Source organism: Bacillus sp. CCNWLW194 (genome assembly GCF_037120585.1).
Taxonomy (GTDB): Bacteria; Bacillota; Bacilli; order Bacillales; family Bacillaceae_G; genus Bacillus_A; species Bacillus_A basilensis.
The window spans coordinates 72,419-91,832 of record NZ_JBBBBL010000001.1; the positions used below are offsets into that span (position 1 = coordinate 72,419).

20 protein-coding genes and 1 tRNA gene are annotated in these 19,414 nt (G+C 35.2%); 16 read left to right on the top strand and 5 right to left on the bottom strand.

The features are described from left to right. Positions 1-95: 95 nt before the first annotated feature. Positions 96-461 carry a hypothetical protein gene (locus tag V7S50_RS00390; RefSeq protein WP_063222938.1) on the bottom strand — a complete coding sequence of 122 codons (366 nt, stop codon included), beginning with the start codon at positions 459-461 and terminating at the stop codon, positions 96-98. A gap of 72 nt (positions 462-533) precedes the next feature. Beyond that, positions 534-1,292, bottom strand: coding sequence for a DUF1189 domain-containing protein (locus V7S50_RS00395; RefSeq protein ID WP_016086261.1), 759 nt, complete (start codon positions 1,290-1,292; stop codon positions 534-536). Between the two features lie 241 nt (positions 1,293-1,533). Between V7S50_RS00395 and V7S50_RS00400 the strand changes: the two genes are divergently transcribed. From V7S50_RS00400 to glcK, 14 genes are all read left to right on the top strand, one after another. After that, positions 1,534-1,607 (top strand) — tRNA-Ile (locus V7S50_RS00400). A gap of 221 nt (positions 1,608-1,828) precedes the next feature. Beyond that, positions 1,829-2,440, top strand: a complete 612-nt coding sequence (gene sodA / locus V7S50_RS00405; RefSeq protein ID WP_242252259.1) for a superoxide dismutase — start codon at positions 1,829-1,831, stop codon at positions 2,438-2,440. A 116-nt stretch (positions 2,441-2,556) separates the two neighbouring features. After that, positions 2,557-3,834: an MFS transporter gene (locus V7S50_RS00410; protein WP_242252257.1), complete on the top strand. Its 1,278-nt coding sequence runs from the start codon at positions 2,557-2,559 to the stop codon at positions 3,832-3,834. 109 nt (positions 3,835-3,943) lie between these two features. Next, positions 3,944-6,073: a peptidoglycan D,D-transpeptidase FtsI family protein gene (locus V7S50_RS00415; protein WP_242252255.1), complete on the top strand. Its 2,130-nt coding sequence runs from the start codon at positions 3,944-3,946 to the stop codon at positions 6,071-6,073. A 334-nt stretch (positions 6,074-6,407) separates the two neighbouring features. Beyond that, positions 6,408-7,325, top strand: coding sequence for a phosphate ABC transporter substrate-binding protein PhoX (gene phoX, locus V7S50_RS00420; RefSeq protein WP_063222940.1), 918 nt, complete (start codon positions 6,408-6,410; stop codon positions 7,323-7,325). Positions 7,326-7,352: 27 nt separating this feature from the next. Further along, on the top strand, positions 7,353-8,303 hold the full coding sequence (pstC, locus tag V7S50_RS00425; RefSeq protein ID WP_242252253.1) for a phosphate ABC transporter permease subunit PstC: 951 nt from the start codon (positions 7,353-7,355) through the stop codon (positions 8,301-8,303). A gap of 1 nt (position 8,304) precedes the next feature. After that, positions 8,305-9,171 carry a phosphate ABC transporter permease PstA gene (gene pstA / locus V7S50_RS00430; protein WP_242252251.1) on the top strand — a complete coding sequence of 289 codons (867 nt, stop codon included), beginning with the start codon at positions 8,305-8,307 and terminating at the stop codon, positions 9,169-9,171. A 28-nt stretch (positions 9,172-9,199) separates the two neighbouring features. Beyond that, positions 9,200-10,015 carry a phosphate ABC transporter ATP-binding protein gene (pstB, locus tag V7S50_RS00435; RefSeq protein ID WP_336375969.1) on the top strand — a complete coding sequence of 272 codons (816 nt, stop codon included), beginning with the start codon at positions 9,200-9,202 and terminating at the stop codon, positions 10,013-10,015. A 168-nt stretch (positions 10,016-10,183) separates the two neighbouring features. Then, on the top strand, positions 10,184-10,840 hold the full coding sequence (gene phoU / locus V7S50_RS00440) for a phosphate signaling complex protein PhoU (RefSeq protein ID WP_242252250.1): 657 nt from the start codon (positions 10,184-10,186) through the stop codon (positions 10,838-10,840). Between the two features lie 377 nt (positions 10,841-11,217). Beyond that, the gene (locus V7S50_RS00445; protein WP_242252249.1) at positions 11,218-13,572 is read left to right on the top strand and encodes a sugar phosphate nucleotidyltransferase; all 2,355 of its coding nucleotides are present in this window, start codon (positions 11,218-11,220) and stop codon (positions 13,570-13,572) included. A gap of 69 nt (positions 13,573-13,641) precedes the next feature. Then, on the top strand, positions 13,642-13,791 hold the full coding sequence (rpmG, locus tag V7S50_RS00450; protein ID WP_001265616.1) for a 50S ribosomal protein L33: 150 nt from the start codon (positions 13,642-13,644) through the stop codon (positions 13,789-13,791). Positions 13,792-13,895: 104 nt separating this feature from the next. Next, a complete protein-coding gene (locus V7S50_RS00455) occupies positions 13,896-14,474 on the top strand; it encodes a 5-formyltetrahydrofolate cyclo-ligase (protein WP_242252248.1) in 579 nt (192 codons plus the stop codon). Positions 14,475-14,577: 103 nt separating this feature from the next. Continuing rightward, the gene (locus tag V7S50_RS00460; RefSeq protein ID WP_000623706.1) at positions 14,578-14,778 is read left to right on the top strand and encodes a YqgQ family protein; all 201 of its coding nucleotides are present in this window, start codon (positions 14,578-14,580) and stop codon (positions 14,776-14,778) included. 19 nt (positions 14,779-14,797) lie between these two features. Further along, the gene (glcK, locus tag V7S50_RS00465) at positions 14,798-15,781 is read left to right on the top strand and encodes a glucokinase (RefSeq protein WP_000391706.1); all 984 of its coding nucleotides are present in this window, start codon (positions 14,798-14,800) and stop codon (positions 15,779-15,781) included. An 80-nt stretch (positions 15,782-15,861) separates the two neighbouring features. On the opposite strand, the gene V7S50_RS00470 is transcribed toward glcK, so the two are convergent. Beyond that, positions 15,862-16,035: a DUF2759 domain-containing protein gene (locus V7S50_RS00470; protein ID WP_000524853.1), complete on the bottom strand. Its 174-nt coding sequence runs from the start codon at positions 16,033-16,035 to the stop codon at positions 15,862-15,864. 170 nt (positions 16,036-16,205) lie between these two features. Here V7S50_RS00470 and V7S50_RS00475 point away from each other — a divergent pair, with 170 nt between their 5' ends. Beyond that, positions 16,206-16,835 (top strand): MBL fold metallo-hydrolase, encoded by a 630-nt coding sequence (locus V7S50_RS00475; protein ID WP_242252247.1) that lies wholly within the window; start codon positions 16,206-16,208, stop codon positions 16,833-16,835. Between the two features lie 9 nt (positions 16,836-16,844). Next, a complete protein-coding gene (locus tag V7S50_RS00480) occupies positions 16,845-17,957 on the top strand; it encodes a class I SAM-dependent methyltransferase (RefSeq protein ID WP_242252246.1) in 1,113 nt (370 codons plus the stop codon). 143 nt (positions 17,958-18,100) lie between these two features. Here V7S50_RS00480 and V7S50_RS00485 read toward each other — a convergent pair whose 3' ends face one another. Together V7S50_RS00485 and V7S50_RS00490 are read right to left on the bottom strand one after the other, a co-directional pair. Continuing rightward, on the bottom strand, positions 18,101-18,391 hold the full coding sequence (locus tag V7S50_RS00485) for an ArsR/SmtB family transcription factor (protein WP_000894375.1): 291 nt from the start codon (positions 18,389-18,391) through the stop codon (positions 18,101-18,103). A gap of 434 nt (positions 18,392-18,825) precedes the next feature. Continuing rightward, positions 18,826-19,338, bottom strand: coding sequence for a cysteine hydrolase family protein (locus V7S50_RS00490; RefSeq protein WP_242252245.1), 513 nt, complete (start codon positions 19,336-19,338; stop codon positions 18,826-18,828). Positions 19,339-19,414 lie beyond the last annotated feature (76 nt).

The following is a 19,414-nucleotide window of genomic DNA, read 5'->3' on the forward strand; positions in this document are numbered from 1 at the left end:
TACGTGATACAGGGCTACAGAAACCGGAAGTGCTCGGTTTCACTTTTACTATTGTATCAGCGCCTTTATGTAATTGACAAGGATTAAGTGATTGCTTATTGATATAAAGGGAATTTATAAGACTTTCCAATTTGTATTTTTGTAGCAGATGTACTTTTGTTTAGTTCTTTAAAGTCATCAATTACCTTTTCAATAGAAGGGATTTTTTTCTTGTTAATTTGTTCGGTGATAGAAAGAACTGTTTCACCTGTTTTAACTTCAATTGTTTTATAAGTTACATTTGTTTCTTTTTCTGCTTTGTTCTCTTTATTTTGTTTTGTATCTGTATTTTCTTGTTTTATCGTTTGGGCTGCATTTGTTTTTTTATATGAACTTAACATCGGTAAAGTGCCGATTTTTATATCGTAATAAAATATATAACCAAGAACAAGCACGAATAAGAATATACCTAATCTCTTCATATTCTTCACTCCTTTGCTAGGAATATATGCTTGTCCAAAAAAAAAATGCCTATTTAGGCATTTTTTTCGGTCTTATTTTTCTTTCGGTTTTGGAACTTCTTTAATCGTTAAGTATAGAACAATTAAAACAACTGCGATATAAATGAATGTTGAACCAGGTACAACGATTTTGAATAAATCCATAATCATAAAGAAGATTGTTGGAATTGTGTAGCTGTAAGCAGTTAACGTCCATACTTGCTTATAAGATAATTTACGTTGACCACTCATAGCAGAACCTATAAACGCAAGTAAAGTAATTCCTAAGAAAGTAATAAACAATTGGAATAGGTATACTAACACGCCGATAACGGCTAGTAAAATTGGATAAATACTATCGAATACAGAAATGAAATCTTGCAAATCCTTTTTCTCAAGAGATGTCCCTAATAAATCATTATAGGAGTATGTTTGGGTTTGACCATTTCCTATAGAAACTACTTTATCTTTTAAAATAAATAAACCAGTTTTATTTTGATATTTTTCGATATCTGTTGTATTTGGATCAAATACGAAAAGAGCATCTCCCTCTTCTTTTTGAATAGGTTGTTCAATATCAGCTTTTAGTTCACCATTTTCGATTTTAAAATCAGGTAAATCTTTTTCAATTGCTTGATTTACCATGGTAACACTATCTTGGATAAAGCTACCATAAAAGAATGTTCTTGGGATAGTAGTGATTAGACAAAGTAGCATAATATACAAAATGGTTTTTCCGATTTTTTGAAAACGGAATAGCGCCATATCTTTAGGCGAATATACGCTTTTGGCTAATTGGGTAAATATGGACATAGATTCACTTCCTTTATGTATGTATAAAATCATTGTAACGTAGGAATCTAGGGAATCTCAAGATATATTATATTTACATATAGTGGAGATAACTAAATTTCTTTTATTAATTTTCTTCTTTTAAATGAGAAAAATACAATTGACACTTTTCTTTTCTATATGGTAAATTTATCTTACATTTCTTAAAGGATATATCCGATAGGAATTCCTTTATTTGAAGTATTGTTACATACATAATTGTGGACCCTTAGCTCAGCTGGTTAGAGCAGACGGCTCATAACCGTCCGGTCGTAGGTTCGAGTCCTACAGGGTCCATATCCATTTCACATGTTTATTATGTCAGCAGGAAGCTTCCTTGTAGAAGGGAGCTTTTTTTATGAAATATATGAGCATTTTAATTGAAAAGAAGTGGGAATTTTGCTACTTTAATGATAGCAAGACAATGTGATTTATTTGTTTGCACCCTATGGCAATTAGGGTAGAATGAAGTTGTATGTCACTTAAGTGGCAATACATAAACTGGGAGGAATATAACAATGGCAAAACACGAATTACCAAATTTACCTTATGCGTATGATGCTTTAGAGCCTCACTTTGACAAAGAAACAATGAACATCCATCATACTAAACACCATAACACGTACATCACAAACTTAAACGCTGCTTTAGAAGGTCATGCAGAATTAGCTGACAAAAGCGTAGAAGAATTAGTTGCAAACTTAGACGAAGTACCAGAAGCAATCCGTACAGCAGTACGTAACAATGGTGGTGGACATGCTAACCACACATTCTTCTGGACAATCTTATCTCCAAACGGCGGCGGACAACCAGTAGGTGAACTTGCAACTGCAATTGAAGCGAAATTCGGTAGCTTCGATGCTTTCAAAGAAGAATTCGCAAAAGCTGGCGCAACTCGCTTCGGTTCTGGTTGGGCTTGGTTAGTAGTAAATAATGGTGAGTTAGAAGTAACAAGCACGCCAAACCAAGATTCTCCTCTAACTGAAGGTAAAACTCCAGTTATCGGTTTAGATGTTTGGGAACATGCTTACTACTTAAATTACCAAAACCGTCGTCCAGACTACATCGGTGCATTCTGGAACGTTGTAGATTGGAACGCTGCTGAAAAACGTTACCAAGAAGCAAAATAATTGTAATAACGATAGAAAAAGCTAGGAGAGTGCTCCTAGCTTTTTTCTATGCTTTCCTTTTACATAATTGGGCTTGTCTTTGGAAGACTAGAACATGAAGTAAAGGAGAGTTGTGTATGAAGTGGAAACATATAATTGGTGACGTTGAAGTGAATCGGGATTTAGTGTTATTGCTCCTTATTGGAGGTTTATACACGCTCGCAATTTCTTTATCGAATACGTTTGTTAACATTTATTTATGGAAACAAACACAAAATTATGTGAATCTTGGCTTGTATAATTTGGCCAGCGTTGTATTACAGCCTCTCACATTTCTTATAGGTGGGAAATTAGCGAAGCGTATTGATCGCTCAATCTTGTTAAGAATAGGCGTAGGAACGTTAGCGATTTTTTTTATCGTTGTTTTAGTAGCGGGAAAAAGCGCTTCTCACTATATTTTATTAATGGGGGCTCTTTTAGGAGTTGGATATGGTTTTTACTGGCTCGCGTTTAACTTATTAACATTTGAGATTACAGAACCAGAAACAAGAGATTTCTTTAACGGGTTTCTTGGACTTCTTACATCCTTCTCTGGCATGATTGGACCGATAGCAGCTGGATACACAATTTCACGTATGGAAAAATGGAGTGGCTATACGGTCATATTCTTTCTTTCATTAGTGCTATTTGCAATCGCTGTTGTTTTAAGCTTTTTTTTATCTAAGAGAGAATGTGAAGGTAGCTATGAGATCAAGCAAGTTTTGAAAGAGCGACGAATTGATAAAAATTGGGGAAGAATTACACGTGCTCATTTTTTCCAAGGATTGAGAGAGGGAACATTTATTTTTGTTATTTCAGTATACGTGTACTTAGCAACCGATAGTGAGCTCGCATTAGGAAAATATAGCTTGGTAAATTCTGCTGTATCATTTGTATGTTACTACCTAGTCGCTCGTATGTTAAAGAAAGAGTGGCGAAAAAAAGCAATTTTACTTGGAGGCATTATTTTATATGCGGTTGTATTTTTAGTTATATTTAATGTTACATACACAAAATTACTTATTTATGCAGCATGCATTGCGATTGCATACCCTATTTTACTCGTTCCGTATGGATCGATGACATATGATGTAATTGGTAGAGCGAAAAATGCGAGAGAGTGGCGTGTAGAGTATGTAGTTGTCCGAGAATTATGGTTAAATGCTGGAAGAATGTGTTCAGTATTAAGTTTTTTATGTGCTGTATTATTCTTTCCGCCTGAAAAGAGTTTACCTTTTTTACTATGTATTTTAGGTGCTGGACATTTTCTTATTTATTTTGCAGTTAAAAATGTCAAATATGATAAGGGAAATGCGGGGAAAACAAGTGTTGTAGCGCAAGGAACCACGCAGAACCAAACTGAACCAGAAGGTTAACTTCTGGTTTGTTTTATGCTAGAATAGAAAAAGATGTAAGACAGCAGTGAGGACACCTGTACGAGGGTGTCCCTTTCACATTACATAGCTGTTGGTAGAGGGGGTTTGTATGAGCAAGAAGCAGAAACAACAAAAGAAAAAGACTCACGTTCCTTTTCGGTTAAACGTGCTGTTTTTCTGCGTGTTTTTAATGTTCTCCGCGGTTATTGTAAGACTTGGATATGTACAAATTGTTCGCGGTGAGGAATACAAGAATGAAGTGGAGAGGAAAGAGAACTCGACGATAAGTAATCCTGTACCACGTGGAAAAATATTTGACCGTTATGGGCGACCTGTAGTAGATAATGCAGCTGTTCGTACGATTACATTTACAAAAATGAAAGGATCAACTGCAGAGGCTCGTTTAGAAACAGCGAAGAAGCTAGCAGATTTGATTGAAGTACCGACAGATAAATTAACAGATCGCGATAAAAAAGATTATTGGCTTGCTATTCATAAAGAGGAAGCCAAAGAAAAAATTACGAATAAAGATCGTCAAGAGTTGAAAGATAAGAAAATTGACGATAAAGAATTAGATGAGCGTCAACGAAATCGCGTGACAGAAGAAGAAGTGAATCAATTATCCGCAAAAGATTTAGAAATATTAGCGATTAAAAGCAAAATGGACGGCGGATATGCAATGACACCACAAGTCATTAAGAAGGATGCAACAGATGAAGAATATGCGATTATTAGTGAAAAGTTAGCGGAATTGCCAGGAGTAGATACAAGTGTCGATTGGGAACGAAAATATGCATATGATGGTGATTTGTTCCGAAGTGTACTTGGTGGTGTAACAACTTCTGATGAAGGCTTACCGAAAGAGCGTTTAGATTACTATCTTGTTCGTGATTATAATCGAAATGACCGCGTAGGGAAAAGTTATCTTGAGCAGCAATATGAAGATAGCCTGCACGGTACGAAAGCAGAAGTGAAAAATATTACAGATAAAAACGGTAATATTTTAGAAACGATTAATGTATCAAAAGGGCAAAGTGGTAATGACTTGAGCTTAACAATCGATATGGAATTACAAAAGCGTGTAGAAGAAATTATCACGAAAAATTTATTGAGATATAAAGGCGGACAACCTTTTTTAGATCGTGCATTCGTTGTAATGATGAATCCGAAAAATGGTGAAGTTTTATCTATGGCTGGGAAACAGTTAGTGAATGAAAATGGCGAAACGAAAGTACAAGATTTCGCATTAGGAACGATGACAAGTTCATATCCGATGGGATCGACTGTAAAAGGTGCGACAGTACTTACGGGGTATCAAACAGGTGCGATTAAACCAGGTTCCTCTCAACTCGATGAACCAATCGTATTGAAAGGAACACCGAAGAAATCTTCTTGGAAGACGATGGGATATATTAATGATCTGACAGCATTAAAAATGTCTTCTAACGTATATATGTTTAAAACAGCGATGAATATCGCAGGTGTTCAATATGTGAGAGGTGGTACGTTAGATATACCACAAAAAGCATTTGATACGATGCGTTATTATTTCGGACAGTTTGGACTTGGTGTGAAAACAGGTATTGATTTACCGAATGAATCAGCCGGCCAAACAGGTAGAGGAAATCAGCCAGGTTTCCTATTAGATTTATCAATTGGACAGTATGATACGTATACACCGCTTCAATTAGCACAATATGTTTCAACAATTGCAAATGGTGGTTACCGTATGCAGCCGCAAGTTGTGAAAGAAATTCGTCAACCTTCAGTGAAACCAGACGAAGTTGGAAAAGTTGTTCATTCAATGGAACCGAAAGTACTAAACCGTATTGATATGCCTGAATCACAAATTAAACGTGTTCAGGAAGGATTTAGACAAGTATTTAACGAATCTGGTGGTACAGCTGCGAAATACTTTACAGGTGCACCATATAAAGCTGCTGGTAAAACAGGTACAGCTCAAACTGTGTATGGCGGAGATCAAGAGATTGGTAGAAAGGCAAACGGTGAGCGTAAAGAGACATATAACTTAACTTTAGTAGGTTATGCGCCACTTGAAGATCCTGAAGTAGCATTTTCTGTTGTTGTACCTTGGGTAGATGATAAATCAGGTATTAACGGTTATATTAGTCGTGACATTATGGACGCGTACTTTGATTTGAAAAAGGAAGAAAATGGTGAAGCTTCAACAGATGAAAAAGACAATAAAAATAAAAATGTAGATCAAGACGATGAATAAAAAGATTGTAAAAAAAGCACACTAACTGAAAAGTTAGTGTGCTTTTTTTTATGGTTCATGCATACGTTTTAATAAAGTGGACAAGCATATAATAATATCGAAAAATTAAGAGGCTTCACAAATGATACGTATGCATCTCCTCTAGAGGATAACTGTTTTATAGACCAATCATCAATGAAGATGCACAGTGGCTACGGATTAAAATTTTACTTCATGTTGATTCTTGTGGAACTTTACAAAACTTTTACAAACAATTAAAACCGAATTAATAGTTTAGCAGTATTCTTATATCTGTAATCCTGTTATTTCCGGTTACTTCTAGGAGGAAGAACACGTGAAATGGATAAGTGCATCGATTAAAGTTTTCATGCTGTCGACATGTTTCCTTTATGTTGGCACGGCTACTGCATTTGCTGTGAATGAAATGGGAGAAGTGAGAGTAGATGGATCCTCAACAGTTTTTCCTATTATAGAAGCAGTAGCGGAGGAATATACAAAGGTGCATCCGAACGTGAAAATTTCCATCAGTGTTTCTGGAACAGGAGGAGGATTTAATCGTTTCAGTAAAGGAGAAGTGGATATAAATAATGCTTCGAGAGTAATGAAACAAGTGGAAGAAAATGAAATGAAGAAAAACTCCATTCAGTTTACACCGTTCGAAGTCGCTTACGATGGTCTTACGATCGTTGTGAACCGCCAAAATACTTGGGTAGACAATATGACGGTAGACGAGTTACGTCTATTGTGGAGTGAAGATGAAAGCGAAAAGCGATGGTCACAAATTCATTCATCATGGCCACGTGAACAGGTGAAGTTTTATGCGCCAGGTGTAGACTCTGGTACGTATGATTATTTTCAAAATGTCATCTTACAAAAAAGTCGCATTGTAAAAAAAGTCTCTTTGTCTGAAGATGATCAAGTTATTATGCAAGGGGTAATGAATGATAAAAATGCCATTGCTTTTGTAGGATATGCTTATTATATGGCCAATCGAGATAAGGTGAGAGCAATCAAGGTGAATGGTGTACTTCCGACGAAAGATACCATTCAATCAGGTAAGTATCAGCCATTATCTAGGTCGCTATTTGCTTATGTGAATGATGCATCTATCCGAAATAAAATGAATGTAGCAAATTATATTGAGTTTATGATTCAGCATGTTGGTAATCTCGCCGAAGAGGTTGGATATGTAAAATTACCAAAAGAAAAATACAATGAACAGCTGCGGATGTTAACAGAAATAAAAAGGTAATGTCAGGGTGGAAAGGGGTTTTCATCTTTGGCTTATAATGACAAAAGTCAAATTACATTTTCTGTACAACATTTGATTGAAAGAAATACAAAACAAAGAAAAAAAACGCAGCGAATCAATCGAATAGTTCCGTTATTACTAAAAATAATTGCTAGCGTGTCTATTGTGACGACACTTGGAATTATTTTTACGTTAGCAAATGAAACAATGATATTTTTTCAAAAAATACCATTACACTCCTTTTTGACGGAGAAAGAATGGCTACCTTTTTTTGAAGATCCTAAATTCGGTATATTACCACTTATATGTGGAACGGTCCTTGTAACCGCAATCGCCATGTTCGTAGCAATTCCTATCGGTTTAGCGTGTGCTGTATTTTTAAGTGAATATGCTTCAAACAGTGCAAGGAAATTATTAAAACCGATGTTAGAACTATTAGCAGGTATCCCGACAATTGTATATGGTTTTTTTGCATTAACAGTTGTCACACCGCTTTTACAACGGATTATACCAGATTTACAGTTTTTTAATGCGATTAGTCCAGGTATTGTTATTGGGTTTATGATGATACCTACAATTGCATCTCTGTCTGAAGACGCAATGAGAGCTGTAGCGAAAGGAACGAAAGAAGCTTCGTTAGCACTTGGAGCAACTCGGTTTGAGATGGTAAAACAAGTCGTGTTTCCTTCGGCTTTTACAGGGATTATGTCAGCGATTATATTAGCCGCTTCCAGGGCAATCGGTGAAACAATGATCGTTGTAATTGCAGCGGGATCCACACCGAATGTATCGTTCGATCCGACACACTCTATTCAAACGCTAACAGCCTATATTGTGCAAGTGAGTTTAGGTGATGCTCCACATGGAACAATTACTTATTACAGCATGTATGCTGTAGGCGCAACGTTATTCTTTTTTACTTTTATAATGAACATCATTTCGCAGTCTATTATGCGCCGCTTTAGGAGGCTGACATAATATGCGAATGTTGAATCATAAAAAAATACAAGAAAATATGGCATCACGTTTTTTAAAAGATCGAGTTTACAAATTGTTATTTTATATAGCAATTTTGTTTTCAATAGTAATACTACTTATTTTGCTTTTTCAAATTTTTGAAAAAGGTATAAGTTACCTTTCGGTAGATTTCTTTATAAACTTCGCTTCGCGTAATCCGAAAGAAGCTGGGATTGCTGCAGCTTTGTCAGGAACAATATTATTTATGAGTATTGTTATACCAGTCTCCTTTATATTTGGAGTCGGAACTGCTCTTTATTTAGAGCAATATGCGAAGGAATCTATATTTAAAAAGGTAATAGAAATTAATAATCAAACGTTAGCAGGAGTACCTTCCGTTGTATTTGGATTACTCGGCTTAACTATTTTTGTATATGCTCTTCATTTAGGTGAGAGTATCATTGCGGCGGCACTGACGATGAGTTTACTCGTCTTACCGACAGTTGTTGTAGCGAGTCAAGAAGCGATACGATCTGTACCAAGTTCATTATTAGAAGCTTCTTACGGATTAGGTGCTACGAAGTGGCAAACGATGTATCAAATTGTATTGCCATATGCTTTCCCAGGAATTATAACGGGTTGTACGTTAGCGATATCGAGGGCGATTGGAGAAGCGGCACCGTTATTAGTTATCGGGGCACTTGCATTTGCAAATTATGTTCCATTTAGTATGTTTGATAGATTTACAGTTTTACCAATTCAAATTTTTAATTGGATGAGTAGACCGCAAGAAGAATTTCAGTATGTAGCAGCTGCTGGGATGAATGTTTTGTTAGGTTTGTTGCTCTTTATCAATATATTTGTCCTATGGTTACGAAATCGAAAATAAGTTGGAAATGGATGAAAGGGGAATTCAAATGGTAGCAACAGTAGTAAATGTACAGGTGAAAAACGAGGAGAAAATCGAGACTGCGCCAAAGAAAGTAGTATTTGATACGAAAAACTTAAATTTATGGTACGGAGAAGACCATGCTCTAAAAGATATTAACTTAAGCATTCATGAGAATGAAGTTACAGCAATTATCGGGCCAAGTGGTTGTGGTAAATCAACGTACTTAAAAACATTAAATCGTATGGTAGAGTTAGTACCGATCGTGCGAACTACAGGTGTAATTGAATATAGAGAGCGCAATATATTTGATAAAGCGTATCCAGTTGAAGAATTACGAACACATGTAGGAATGGTGTTCCAAAAGCCAAATCCATTTCCGAAATCTATTTATGAAAATGTAGCATATGGCCCGAAAATCCATGGTGTTAGTGACAAGAAAACGTTGGATGAAATTGTTGAAAAAAGTTTACGTGGAGCAGCGATTTGGGATGAGTTAAAAGATCGTTTGCATGATAATGCATACGGTTTATCCGGTGGACAGCAACAACGTCTATGTATTGCACGTTGTTTAGCGATTGAACCAGACGTTATTTTAATGGATGAGCCAACATCGGCACTAGATCCAATTTCAACATTAAAAGTAGAAGAATTAATTCAAGAGTTAAAGAAAGATTTTAGTATTGTTATCGTAACGCATAACATGCAACAAGCAGCACGTATTTCAGACAAAACTGCCTTCTTCTTAAGTGGAGAAGTTGTGGAGTATACAGATACAAACAAATTATTTACGACACCTTCAGATAAGCGTACAGAAGATTATATTACAGGCCGATTTGGTTGATATCACTAGCAAGGCTAAGAGCCAATGCCCTCTTAACGGAGGGCATTTCTTATTTTACCTTGTTTTGATAGAGAAGTAATACTTCTCCTATCTTAAGGCTTATTACATGTAGGCTAGGTAGGAGATCTATATATATAATGGCACATAAATACTGAGGGGGAAGAAACAATGGTAAGAGAACAGTTTCAATGTGATTTAAAAACATTACAGCAAAAGGTGATTGAGCTTGGCGAACTAGCGAGAGAAGCTTTATTGATTGCTATGGAAGGTCTTCATAAAAAGGATGTAGAGAAAGCGTTAGAGGTAATAGATGGTGATTATCGTATGGATACTTTAGAAGAGGAAATAAATGATCTTGCGCTTATGCTTATTACGAAGCAGCAACCTGTAGCAAGTGATTTAAGAAGGATTTTCATTTCAATTAAAACTGCGACAGATTTAGAGCGTATTGCAGATCATGCTGTTAATATTGCGAAATCAACAATTCGCCTAGGGGAAAAAGAAGTGGCTGTTAGTTTGCACAATCTTGATGAGATGTTTGCAATTGCAAATGAGATGTTACAGTTAGCGTTAGAAGCATATGAGCAAGAAAATTTAACTTTTGCGAAACAAATTGCCGAAATGGATGATTCTGTTGATGAAATATACGGGAAAGCAATTCGTGAATTTATATCTTCAGTTCCAGAACAACCAGAAGCAATTACACAAATTACACAATTATCCTTTGTAGCGAGATATATTGAGCGTGTAGCAGACCATATTACAAATATTGCTGAAAATGTTTTTTATTTAGTAAAAGGAAAGCATTACTTATTAAATGAATAAAGAAAAAAAGCAGGTGAAACATCACCTGCTTTTTTTAGTCAAAACATGACAAAAAAAGCTCGTTGTTTCCTTTAGTTTATGATGATAAGATGTATCATAATATAATGGAAAAAATAGGACATATATGTTGTTCGCTTATTAAGTAATATTTTACTAAGTAAATAGTAAGCGCTTTCTTTTGGCGTTTAAAAGGTACATGTATATAGGGAGTTTTACCGCCTGTCAAAGCACGAGTGGTCAGGGCTCATAATCAGTGCGAAAGGAACAAACCCCATACTGATTAAAGTTTTATTTTATACTGCTAGTTAATGCGGGGTAGATAATATACATATCGTATATGAAGTTACTGAACATTATATAAGTGGAGGCTGAAGTATATGAAGGGGGTTATTTTAGCTGGAGGAAAAGGACGACGCCTTAGACCATTAACATGTAATACTCCAAAGCCGATGTTGCCATTATTAGAAAAGCCAGTTTTGGAATACAATATTGAATTATTACGTCAGCATGGTATTCGTGACATTGCAATTACTGTTCAATATATGAGTACAGCTATTAAGCAATATTTTGGTGACGGTAGCAAATGGGGCGTTAACTTGTACTACTTTGAAGACTCTCCTCGGCTTGGAACTGCAGGGAGTATTAAACAAGCGGAAAAATTTTTAGATGAAACGTTTGTTGTCATAAGTGGAGATGCGTTAACTGATTTTCAATTATCAGAAGGAATTACGTTTCATGAACAAAAGAAAAGAATGGTAACTATGTTTGTAAAAGAAGTAGAAAACCCACTCTCATTCGGTTTAGTTGTAATGAACAAAGAACAAGAGGTTACACGATATATAGAAAAACCGAGCTGGAATGAAGTTGTCTCTAATATTGTGAATACAGGTATATATATTATGGAGCCAGAAATTTTTTCTTACATACCGCCCCGGAAATTTTTTGATTTCAGTCAAGATGTGTTTCCGTTATTGGCAAATAAGAACGCATTATTTGCATATTTGTCAGAAGGTTATTGGTTAGATATTGGGACATTTGATCAATATCGCCAAGCACAATTTGATTTGTTAACGAAAAAATTGCAAGTACCTATTCCTTACACGGAAGTATTGCCGATGGTATGGATGGGAGAAGGCGTGACGATTGGAAAAGGAACGAAAATTCACGGCCCTTCTTTTATTGGAGAAGGAGCAAAAATTGGTGCAGGAGCTATAATTGAACCGTACTCTATTATAGGGAAAAATAGTATTGTTTCAAGTTATTCTCATCTTCAAAAAAGTATTGTCTTTGCAAATGCGAAAATTGGGCAGTATTGCGAGCTATTAGAGACGACAATAGGAGAGCATACAATGGTTGAAGATGACGTTACACTGTTTCAAAAAAGCATTGTAGCGGATCATTGTCATATAGGGAAAAGTACAGTAATTAAGCAAAAGGGAAAACTATGGCCATATAAGGCGATCGACAGCTATTCGGTAGTAGGATCGGCTGGTGTTCAAGCAAGTGAAAAGAGTGCAGGATGGTTGCAAAAAAGTCGCATTGTAGGAAGAGGTAATGTTGAGATTACGCCTCAATTTATTGTAAAGGTTGCGATGGCGTACGGATCCCTTTTTGCTAAAGGAGAAAGTATATTAATCGGGAGTCAAGAGCATATAGAAACGACTTCTTATAAAAATCTCTTTCTTCATGCGATTCATGGTATCGGAGTTCATACGATGGAATGCAAAGAAATGAATGAATCGCTTTTTCGGTATAGCATTCAGGATTTACAATGTGCAGGTGGGGTTTTCATTCAAGTGGAAAATGAAAAAGAGGTTGTTATAAAGTTGTATGGTAAGGATGGGTTACAATTAACGTATAAGCAGCAAAAAGCGATAGAACAAGTATATATGTCTGAGGCGTTTTATTACACATGTGAGAAAGAAATGGGACGGAATAAGCTAGTCCACGTTTCTTTACATGATTATATAGAGGCTGTATTAGAGTGTATTGATATTGAAAAAATAAAAAAACAGAAGTTCCATCTTCTTATTAATAAGAGAAATGATATGTTACAACATTTACTTATGCTTTTTTTGCAAAGGCTCGGATGCACAGTTACGTGGATTTATGCGGGCGAGCAAAAGGATCATGTGAAAGCCTTGATGAAATCAAGTAAAGCAAATATGGCACTTATGTTTTCCGAGCAAGGAAATTATTTTGAGTTATATGATAATCATAGTAATATTTACCAGGGGACAGATTTTGAAGAGGTAGATATTCCAGATTTATTACTTGAATCGGCAGGAAGTATTTACCCAATGTCTCTGAAATTAGGAGAATGTTACCTTCTATTTTATACGCAGGATGAAAAAAAGTCGTTTCAAGCGAGATGGAAACGAGATATTTTATATCGAATTGGAAAATTATTCGAGTTAATAGCATTGCAGGGAAAAACATTTCTCAGCATAGTAGAGCAATCACCGCCGCTCTATTTACTTTGTGATGAAGTTGTATGTTCATGGAATGAAAAAGGGAAAGTAATGAGGAAATTATTGGCTGATATGGAAAGAAAGGAAGAAGGTATATTTGAAGGAGTACAGTTCAAATATACCGAAAAAGAGTGGTCTTATATCGTTTCTGACACAAAACAACCGAAATTTTTAGTGTATTCACATGCTAGAAACCCAGTAATAGCAAGGGAAAACATGAAAAATCTTATAGAAAAAATTAGACAATATCAAAAGGTGTAGAATTTTTATTTTAAAAGTGGTATTATAGTATAGTCTGATTTAAGTTATTAGTACTGGAGGGAAATAAGAATGCGTGTGAATATTACTCTAGCATGTACAGAATGCGGAGATCGTAACTATATCTCAAAGAAAAACAAACGTAACAACGCTGAGCGTATCGAGCTTAAAAAGTATTGCAAGCGTGACAAGAAGTCTACGTTACACCGTGAAACAAAGTAAGCAGTAGGAATATTTTCCTACTGTTTCTTTTTTTATTCGATTCCTTTGTTAAAAGTGATACACTATCATCATAGAGTAAAGTGTCACTGTAAGGGGGAAGATGTGTGAAAGAAGAGAAAATACGTTTGCGTAGACAAATAATAGAACACATGAATTCTTTATCAGAAGAACAGTATGCAACTTTATCAGAGCAAATTGCATTTTCGTTGTATGCGCAAAAAGAGTGGGCTGAGGCTAAAATAATTGGAATTACTCTTTCAATGGAAAATGAAGTGAATACATATCCTATCATCGAAAAAGCTTGGGAAGAAGGAAAGAAAGTTGTTGTTCCAAAGTGTAACAAAGGAACGCGAACGATGTCCTTCCGACAAATTAGTAATTTTGATCAATTAGAAACAGTGTATATGAATTTACGTGAGCCGATTCCGGCGCTTACGGAAGAAGTGAATGCGGATGAAATTGATCTTCAAATCGTACCAGGCGTAGCCTATACAGAGCGAGGAGAGCGAATTGGATATGGCGGTGGCTATTATGATCGTTATCTCGTACATTATAAAGGGAAAACGCTATCATTAGCTTATGATTTTCAAATGGTAAAACATATTCCAGTAGAGCCATTTGATAAAAATGTCGAAAAAATTATTACAGAAAAAGGAACAATGGTTATAAATGGGCTTGTATAGACAAATAAAAATTGACGAGACTTTTTCTTCTTGATTATAATAAAATATGTGAACGTTTTCTTATTATAATTTTTTATAGTAAGTGAGCATAGAGGGTGATGAAATGATATCTATTTATGATATTCAGCAATTGCTAAAGAAATTTGGTACGATTATTTATACGGGTGATCGAATTGCAGATTTACAATTAATGCAAGATGAATTGCGTGAATTAAATCAATCACAGCTAATCGATCCACAAGACTATCAAACAGCTTTATTTTTATTGAAGCAAGAAATTCAAAAAGAGCTAAATAAGAATTAGATAAAGGTAGGTAAGCAACATGGAAGAGAAATGGTTAGTTGGTGTTGACCTTGGTGGTACAACGATTAAATTAGCATTTATTAATGTGTACGGTGAAATTTTACATAAGTGGGAAATCCCTACGAATACAAATGAGCAAGGAAAACATATTACGCTTGATGTAGCGAAAGCTATTGATAAAAAGTTAGAAGAGTTAGGTGAATTAAAAAGTAAGTTAATCGGTATTGGTATGGGAGCTCCTGGTCCTGTACACGTGGCGTCTGGAATGATTTATGAAGCGGTTAATTTAGGATGGAAAAACTATCCGTTAAAAGATTTATTAGAAGTAGAAACAGGATTACCTGTTGTTATTGATAATGATGCAAACTTAGCAGCGCTTGGTGAAATGTGGAAAGGTGCTGGTGAAGGAGCAAAAGATTTAATTTGTATGACACTTGGTACTGGTGTTGGCGGCGGTGTAATTGCTAATGGTGAGATTGTACACGGTGTAAGTGGTGCTGCTGGTGAGATTGGACACATTACAGTAGTTACAGAGAATGCTTTCCCATGTAATTGCGGGAAGTCTGGTTGCTTAGAAACTGTAGCATCTGCAACGGGTATTGTACGTGTTGCTATGCAAAAAATACAAGAGACTGATAAAGAGAGTATTCTTCGTTCTATGTTAGCAGAAGAAGGGCGTATTACATCAAAAGACGTATTTGAAGCACATGGACAAGGTGATGAACTAGCTGGTGAAGTAGTAGAAAAAGTAGCTTCTTATTTAGGCTTAGCTGTAGCGAACCTTTCTAGCACGTTGAACCCAGAGAAAATTGTTATTGGTGGAGGCGTTTCTAAAGCTGGAGATGCACTATTAGAACCAATTCAACGTTATTTCGAGCAATATGCTTTCTCACGTGCTGTAAAGAGCACGAAGCTAGCTATTGCAACACTTGGTAATGATGCAGGTGTTATCGGAGGAGCGTGGCTTGTAAAAAAGCACAAATACGAAGCGAAGATGATATAAGTTGTGAACTATGAAAAGAGGAAGGGGAAACCCTTCCTCTTTTTGTGCGAAATCTTGATGAAGAATAACATGTAAATGAATTAAGCTGCTGGTGGGTACCCGTTATATAGAACAGTCATGATTGTAAACCATCCGAAAACGAGTACAGTTGCAATTGCAAAGCCGCCCGCGAGAAAATTCTTTTCACGAAGTGTTCTAAGCGTAGCAAATACAGCTAACAGAGTGACAAGCGTAAAAATAATAACAAGGCCCATACAATATCCTCCTCTGTCTACCCATTCCTTAATATGAGTTTTTGGAATATTTACTCTTTTATATTGTACATGTTTTAAAAATGATTGTCGAGATAGCATCCTTTCTTTTCCTAAGAGAAAAAAATGTTGTATCATTGAAAGTAAGTTTAATAATTGGAGGAGATTTTCATATGAAATGGATACAAATGCCGTTAGGCCCATTACAAACGAATGCTTATATTTTAACGAATGATAAAAATGAGTGTATTATCTTTGATCCTGGTCATGAAGGAGAGAAGCTCGTTACATATTTACAAGAAGAACAATTAAAGCCACTGGCTGTTTTATTAACACATGCTCACTTTGATCATATTGGTGCTGTTGATGCGGTGAGAGACGCTTTTCATATTCCTGTGTACGTACATAAAGAAGAAGCAGATTGGTTAGGCGATGCAACTGTAAATGGCTCTCAAATTTTTATGATGAATCGCAGCATTACAGCAAAACCAGCAGATCATATTATTGATACAGAAGGTGTATTAGCAATTGGTTCATTTAATTTTGAAATTTTTGAGACGCCAGGACATTCTCCAGGCAGTATTTCTTATTATTGTAAAGAGGCGAATGCTGTATTTTCTGGAGATGTATTGTTCCAAATGAGCATCGGAAGAACAGATTTACCTGGTGGGAGTTTTGCTGAATTGATTGGAAGTATTGAAGAAAAATTATTTGTGTTACCAGATGAAACTGCGGTGTTATGTGGACATGGTCCAGAAACAAGCATTGGTTTTGAAAAAGAAAATAATCCATTTTTACAGTAAGGGGTCATTATGGGAATGGAGCTCATTTTTAGAAAATGGATGGAAAAAGAAAAGGATTATTCGATTTCATATAGTACATATATGAACCTTGCGTTATACGCAGAGGAACATGGCTATTATATGAAAGAGCGTGAAAAAATTGGAAGACAAGGGGATTTTTTCACAAGTAGCAACGTATCCTCTGTTTTTGCAAAGACCTTTGCTAAGTTTTTTATTCGTCTTGTTGAAAATGGTGAAGTTAATCCGAATATTTGTGAGATTGGTGGGGGAACAGGAAGGTTTGCCTATGATGTTTTACAAGAATGGAAGCAATTATCTCCGGAAACCTTTATTGATTTAAACTATTCAATGATTGAAATGAGTCCTTTTCATAGAAAACTACAGCAGAAAAATCTTTGTTCGTTTTCTAACGTGTCATATTATACGTCGCATAGTGAAATGGGAGAATCGTTCGAAGGGATTCTTTTTTCGAATGAGTTATTTGATGCATTCCCTGTTGAAGTAATTGAGAAGAGAAATGGAATATTGAATGAAGTACGTGTTACGTACACAGAGGAAGGGAAACTTGCAGAAGTATATAGACCGTTACATAAAAGAATTGGTCGATACTTATTGAAATATAATATTCATCTTGCAGAAGGTCAGCGTTTTGAAGTGCCGATTGTGATGGAAGAGTATATAAAAGAAATTGCGAAATGGTTTCAACGAGGTGTATGTATTACAGTTGATTATGGATATACAAAAGAAGAATGGATGCATCCTGCACATCAAGAAGGAAGTTTACGAGGGTATTATGAGCATAAGTTAATTCGTAATCCTTTAGCACATCCAGGTGAAATGGATCTTACTACTCATATTCATTGGGATGAGCTGAAAGAGATGTTTAGCCTGCAAGGTATGAATACAGTATGGCATAAGAAGCAATCTGAGTTTTTGTTAGCAGCAGGAATATTAGACCAGCTTACAAATCACCAAGATAGGAATCCTTTTTCTGAAACTCAAAAACAAAATCGAGCAGTTCGTTCTATGATTTTGAGCGGAGGATTAGGGAGTGCATTTGATGTTGTTATACATACGAAACATATGCAACAGCTACACTTGGATCGGTATTTAAAAATATAAAAAACAAGACACAGCATATTTCTGTGTCTTGTTTTTTAATACGACTTATGTAGTATCATATATTTCCTCTCATGATATATATTTATATTAAAGATATGAGATGAAAAATATAAAATACGTCCTTTTTCTCTGTTTATTAGTCCCTAACCTAATAATACGCGAACGAGTTGAATAATTGTCTCGTTTTCTACTTTGTAATAAATTTCCAAACCTTTTCTTTCACTTGAAACGATTTTAGCACTCTTTAACTTTGCTAAATGCTGTGAAATTGTAGATTGTGGCATGTTTAAGCCAGTGTACATTGTAGAAACGTTGCTTGGACCACGTTCAATTAATCCTTTTACAATACATAAGCGAACAGGATGAGCAAGCACTTTCAATAATTCTGCATTGCTTTCATATAGTTCTATTTCTTTTTGAAAGGTTTCTAACATGTTCTTTTCCACCTCCGTGTGAGCTGTTATACCATACTATACATACCAAAAAATTAAAGAAAAGAAAACAGTTGTTGCAGAAAAAAAGTCCTAAAGTAAAGAAATTGTAAGAAAAGAGACCCTGATGTAAATAAAGTAGATGATTTAGCACGGTTTTGTAAAATGACATTTTTGGGTGAAAATTTCGATGCGTTTTAAAAATTGAAAGATATAGATATATTTGTAACACAATCTTACCATGATTTTCTTATTCTTTCAAATGAATATACAAAATTTTTAAAATAATAAGATAAAGGAATTATAATGTAATATCTAGAATATAAAACAGGTTAAAAAGAAAAGAAGCTGAATGTAATCAGCTTCTTTATGGTGATAATAAAATGTTTGAGTATAGCTGATAAATCTTAGAATTACCAAGACATTAGTTATGTATTCTAGATTTCTTCTTTCATCAATTTTAAAAATCTGTGGTTCCATATATTTTCATAAAAATCAATTGTCTCTTTTGCGGACATAAATGGATTATTTAACGTAGAGGTGGCTTTCTGTACCATGAAGTTTTCGTATCCGAGTCCATGAGCAAATTTAATTGTAGCATCCATGCAGTACTCTGTTTGGGCACCACAAAATTCAATATGCTGTACAGATAATTGGTCTAAAATTTCTTTTAAGTTAGTTTTATAAAATGAATTTGCATGTGTTTTTCTCACAAAAAAATCTTGTTCTTGAACATCTAGATCAGCATGAATAGCCCAAAGTTCTCTTTCAGGTACTAAATCATCATCACAATGTTGAACGAAAATGATTGGTTTGTTTGATTTTCTGTATGAAGAAATTCTTTTATTTACTTTTGTAAGTAAATTTTTTAAATCGAATAAATGTTCTTCGCTATAACATACTCCATTTTGTAAATCGATAACGATTAAAACATCTGCACAAGTATCCATTATTTTTGCCCCTTTTATTTCTTAATATATCAATTAATTTATTAATTGGAAATAGATAATGCCCTATCGTTTTTTA

Coding starts and splice junctions, on each gene's coding strand:
- V7S50_RS00390 (WP_063222938.1), bottom strand. CDS start 461: ATGAAGAGATTAGGTATATTCTTATTCGTGCTTGTTCTTGGTTATATA.
- V7S50_RS00395 (WP_016086261.1), bottom strand. CDS start 1,292: ATGTCCATATTTACCCAATTAGCCAAAAGCGTATATTCGCCTAAAGAT.
- sodA (WP_242252259.1), top strand. CDS start 1,829: ATGGCAAAACACGAATTACCAAATTTACCTTATGCGTATGATGCTTTA.
- V7S50_RS00410 (WP_242252257.1), top strand. CDS start 2,557: ATGAAGTGGAAACATATAATTGGTGACGTTGAAGTGAATCGGGATTTA.
- V7S50_RS00415 (WP_242252255.1), top strand. CDS start 3,944: ATGAGCAAGAAGCAGAAACAACAAAAGAAAAAGACTCACGTTCCTTTT.
- pstA (WP_242252251.1), top strand. CDS start 8,305: ATGCGAATGTTGAATCATAAAAAAATACAAGAAAATATGGCATCACGT.
- pstB (WP_336375969.1), top strand. CDS start 9,200: ATGGTAGCAACAGTAGTAAATGTACAGGTGAAAAACGAGGAGAAAATC.
- phoU (WP_242252250.1), top strand. CDS start 10,184: ATGGTAAGAGAACAGTTTCAATGTGATTTAAAAACATTACAGCAAAAG.
- V7S50_RS00445 (WP_242252249.1), top strand. CDS start 11,218: ATGAAGGGGGTTATTTTAGCTGGAGGAAAAGGACGACGCCTTAGACCA.
- rpmG (WP_001265616.1), top strand. CDS start 13,642: ATGCGTGTGAATATTACTCTAGCATGTACAGAATGCGGAGATCGTAAC.
- V7S50_RS00460 (WP_000623706.1), top strand. CDS start 14,578: ATGATATCTATTTATGATATTCAGCAATTGCTAAAGAAATTTGGTACG.
- glcK (WP_000391706.1), top strand. CDS start 14,798: ATGGAAGAGAAATGGTTAGTTGGTGTTGACCTTGGTGGTACAACGATT.
- V7S50_RS00470 (WP_000524853.1), bottom strand. CDS start 16,035: ATGGGCCTTGTTATTATTTTTACGCTTGTCACTCTGTTAGCTGTATTT.
- V7S50_RS00475 (WP_242252247.1), top strand. CDS start 16,206: ATGAAATGGATACAAATGCCGTTAGGCCCATTACAAACGAATGCTTAT.
- V7S50_RS00480 (WP_242252246.1), top strand. CDS start 16,845: ATGGGAATGGAGCTCATTTTTAGAAAATGGATGGAAAAAGAAAAGGAT.
- V7S50_RS00485 (WP_000894375.1), bottom strand. CDS start 18,391: ATGTTAGAAACCTTTCAAAAAGAAATAGAACTATATGAAAGCAATGCA.
- V7S50_RS00490 (WP_242252245.1), bottom strand. CDS start 19,338: ATGGATACTTGTGCAGATGTTTTAATCGTTATCGATTTACAAAATGGA.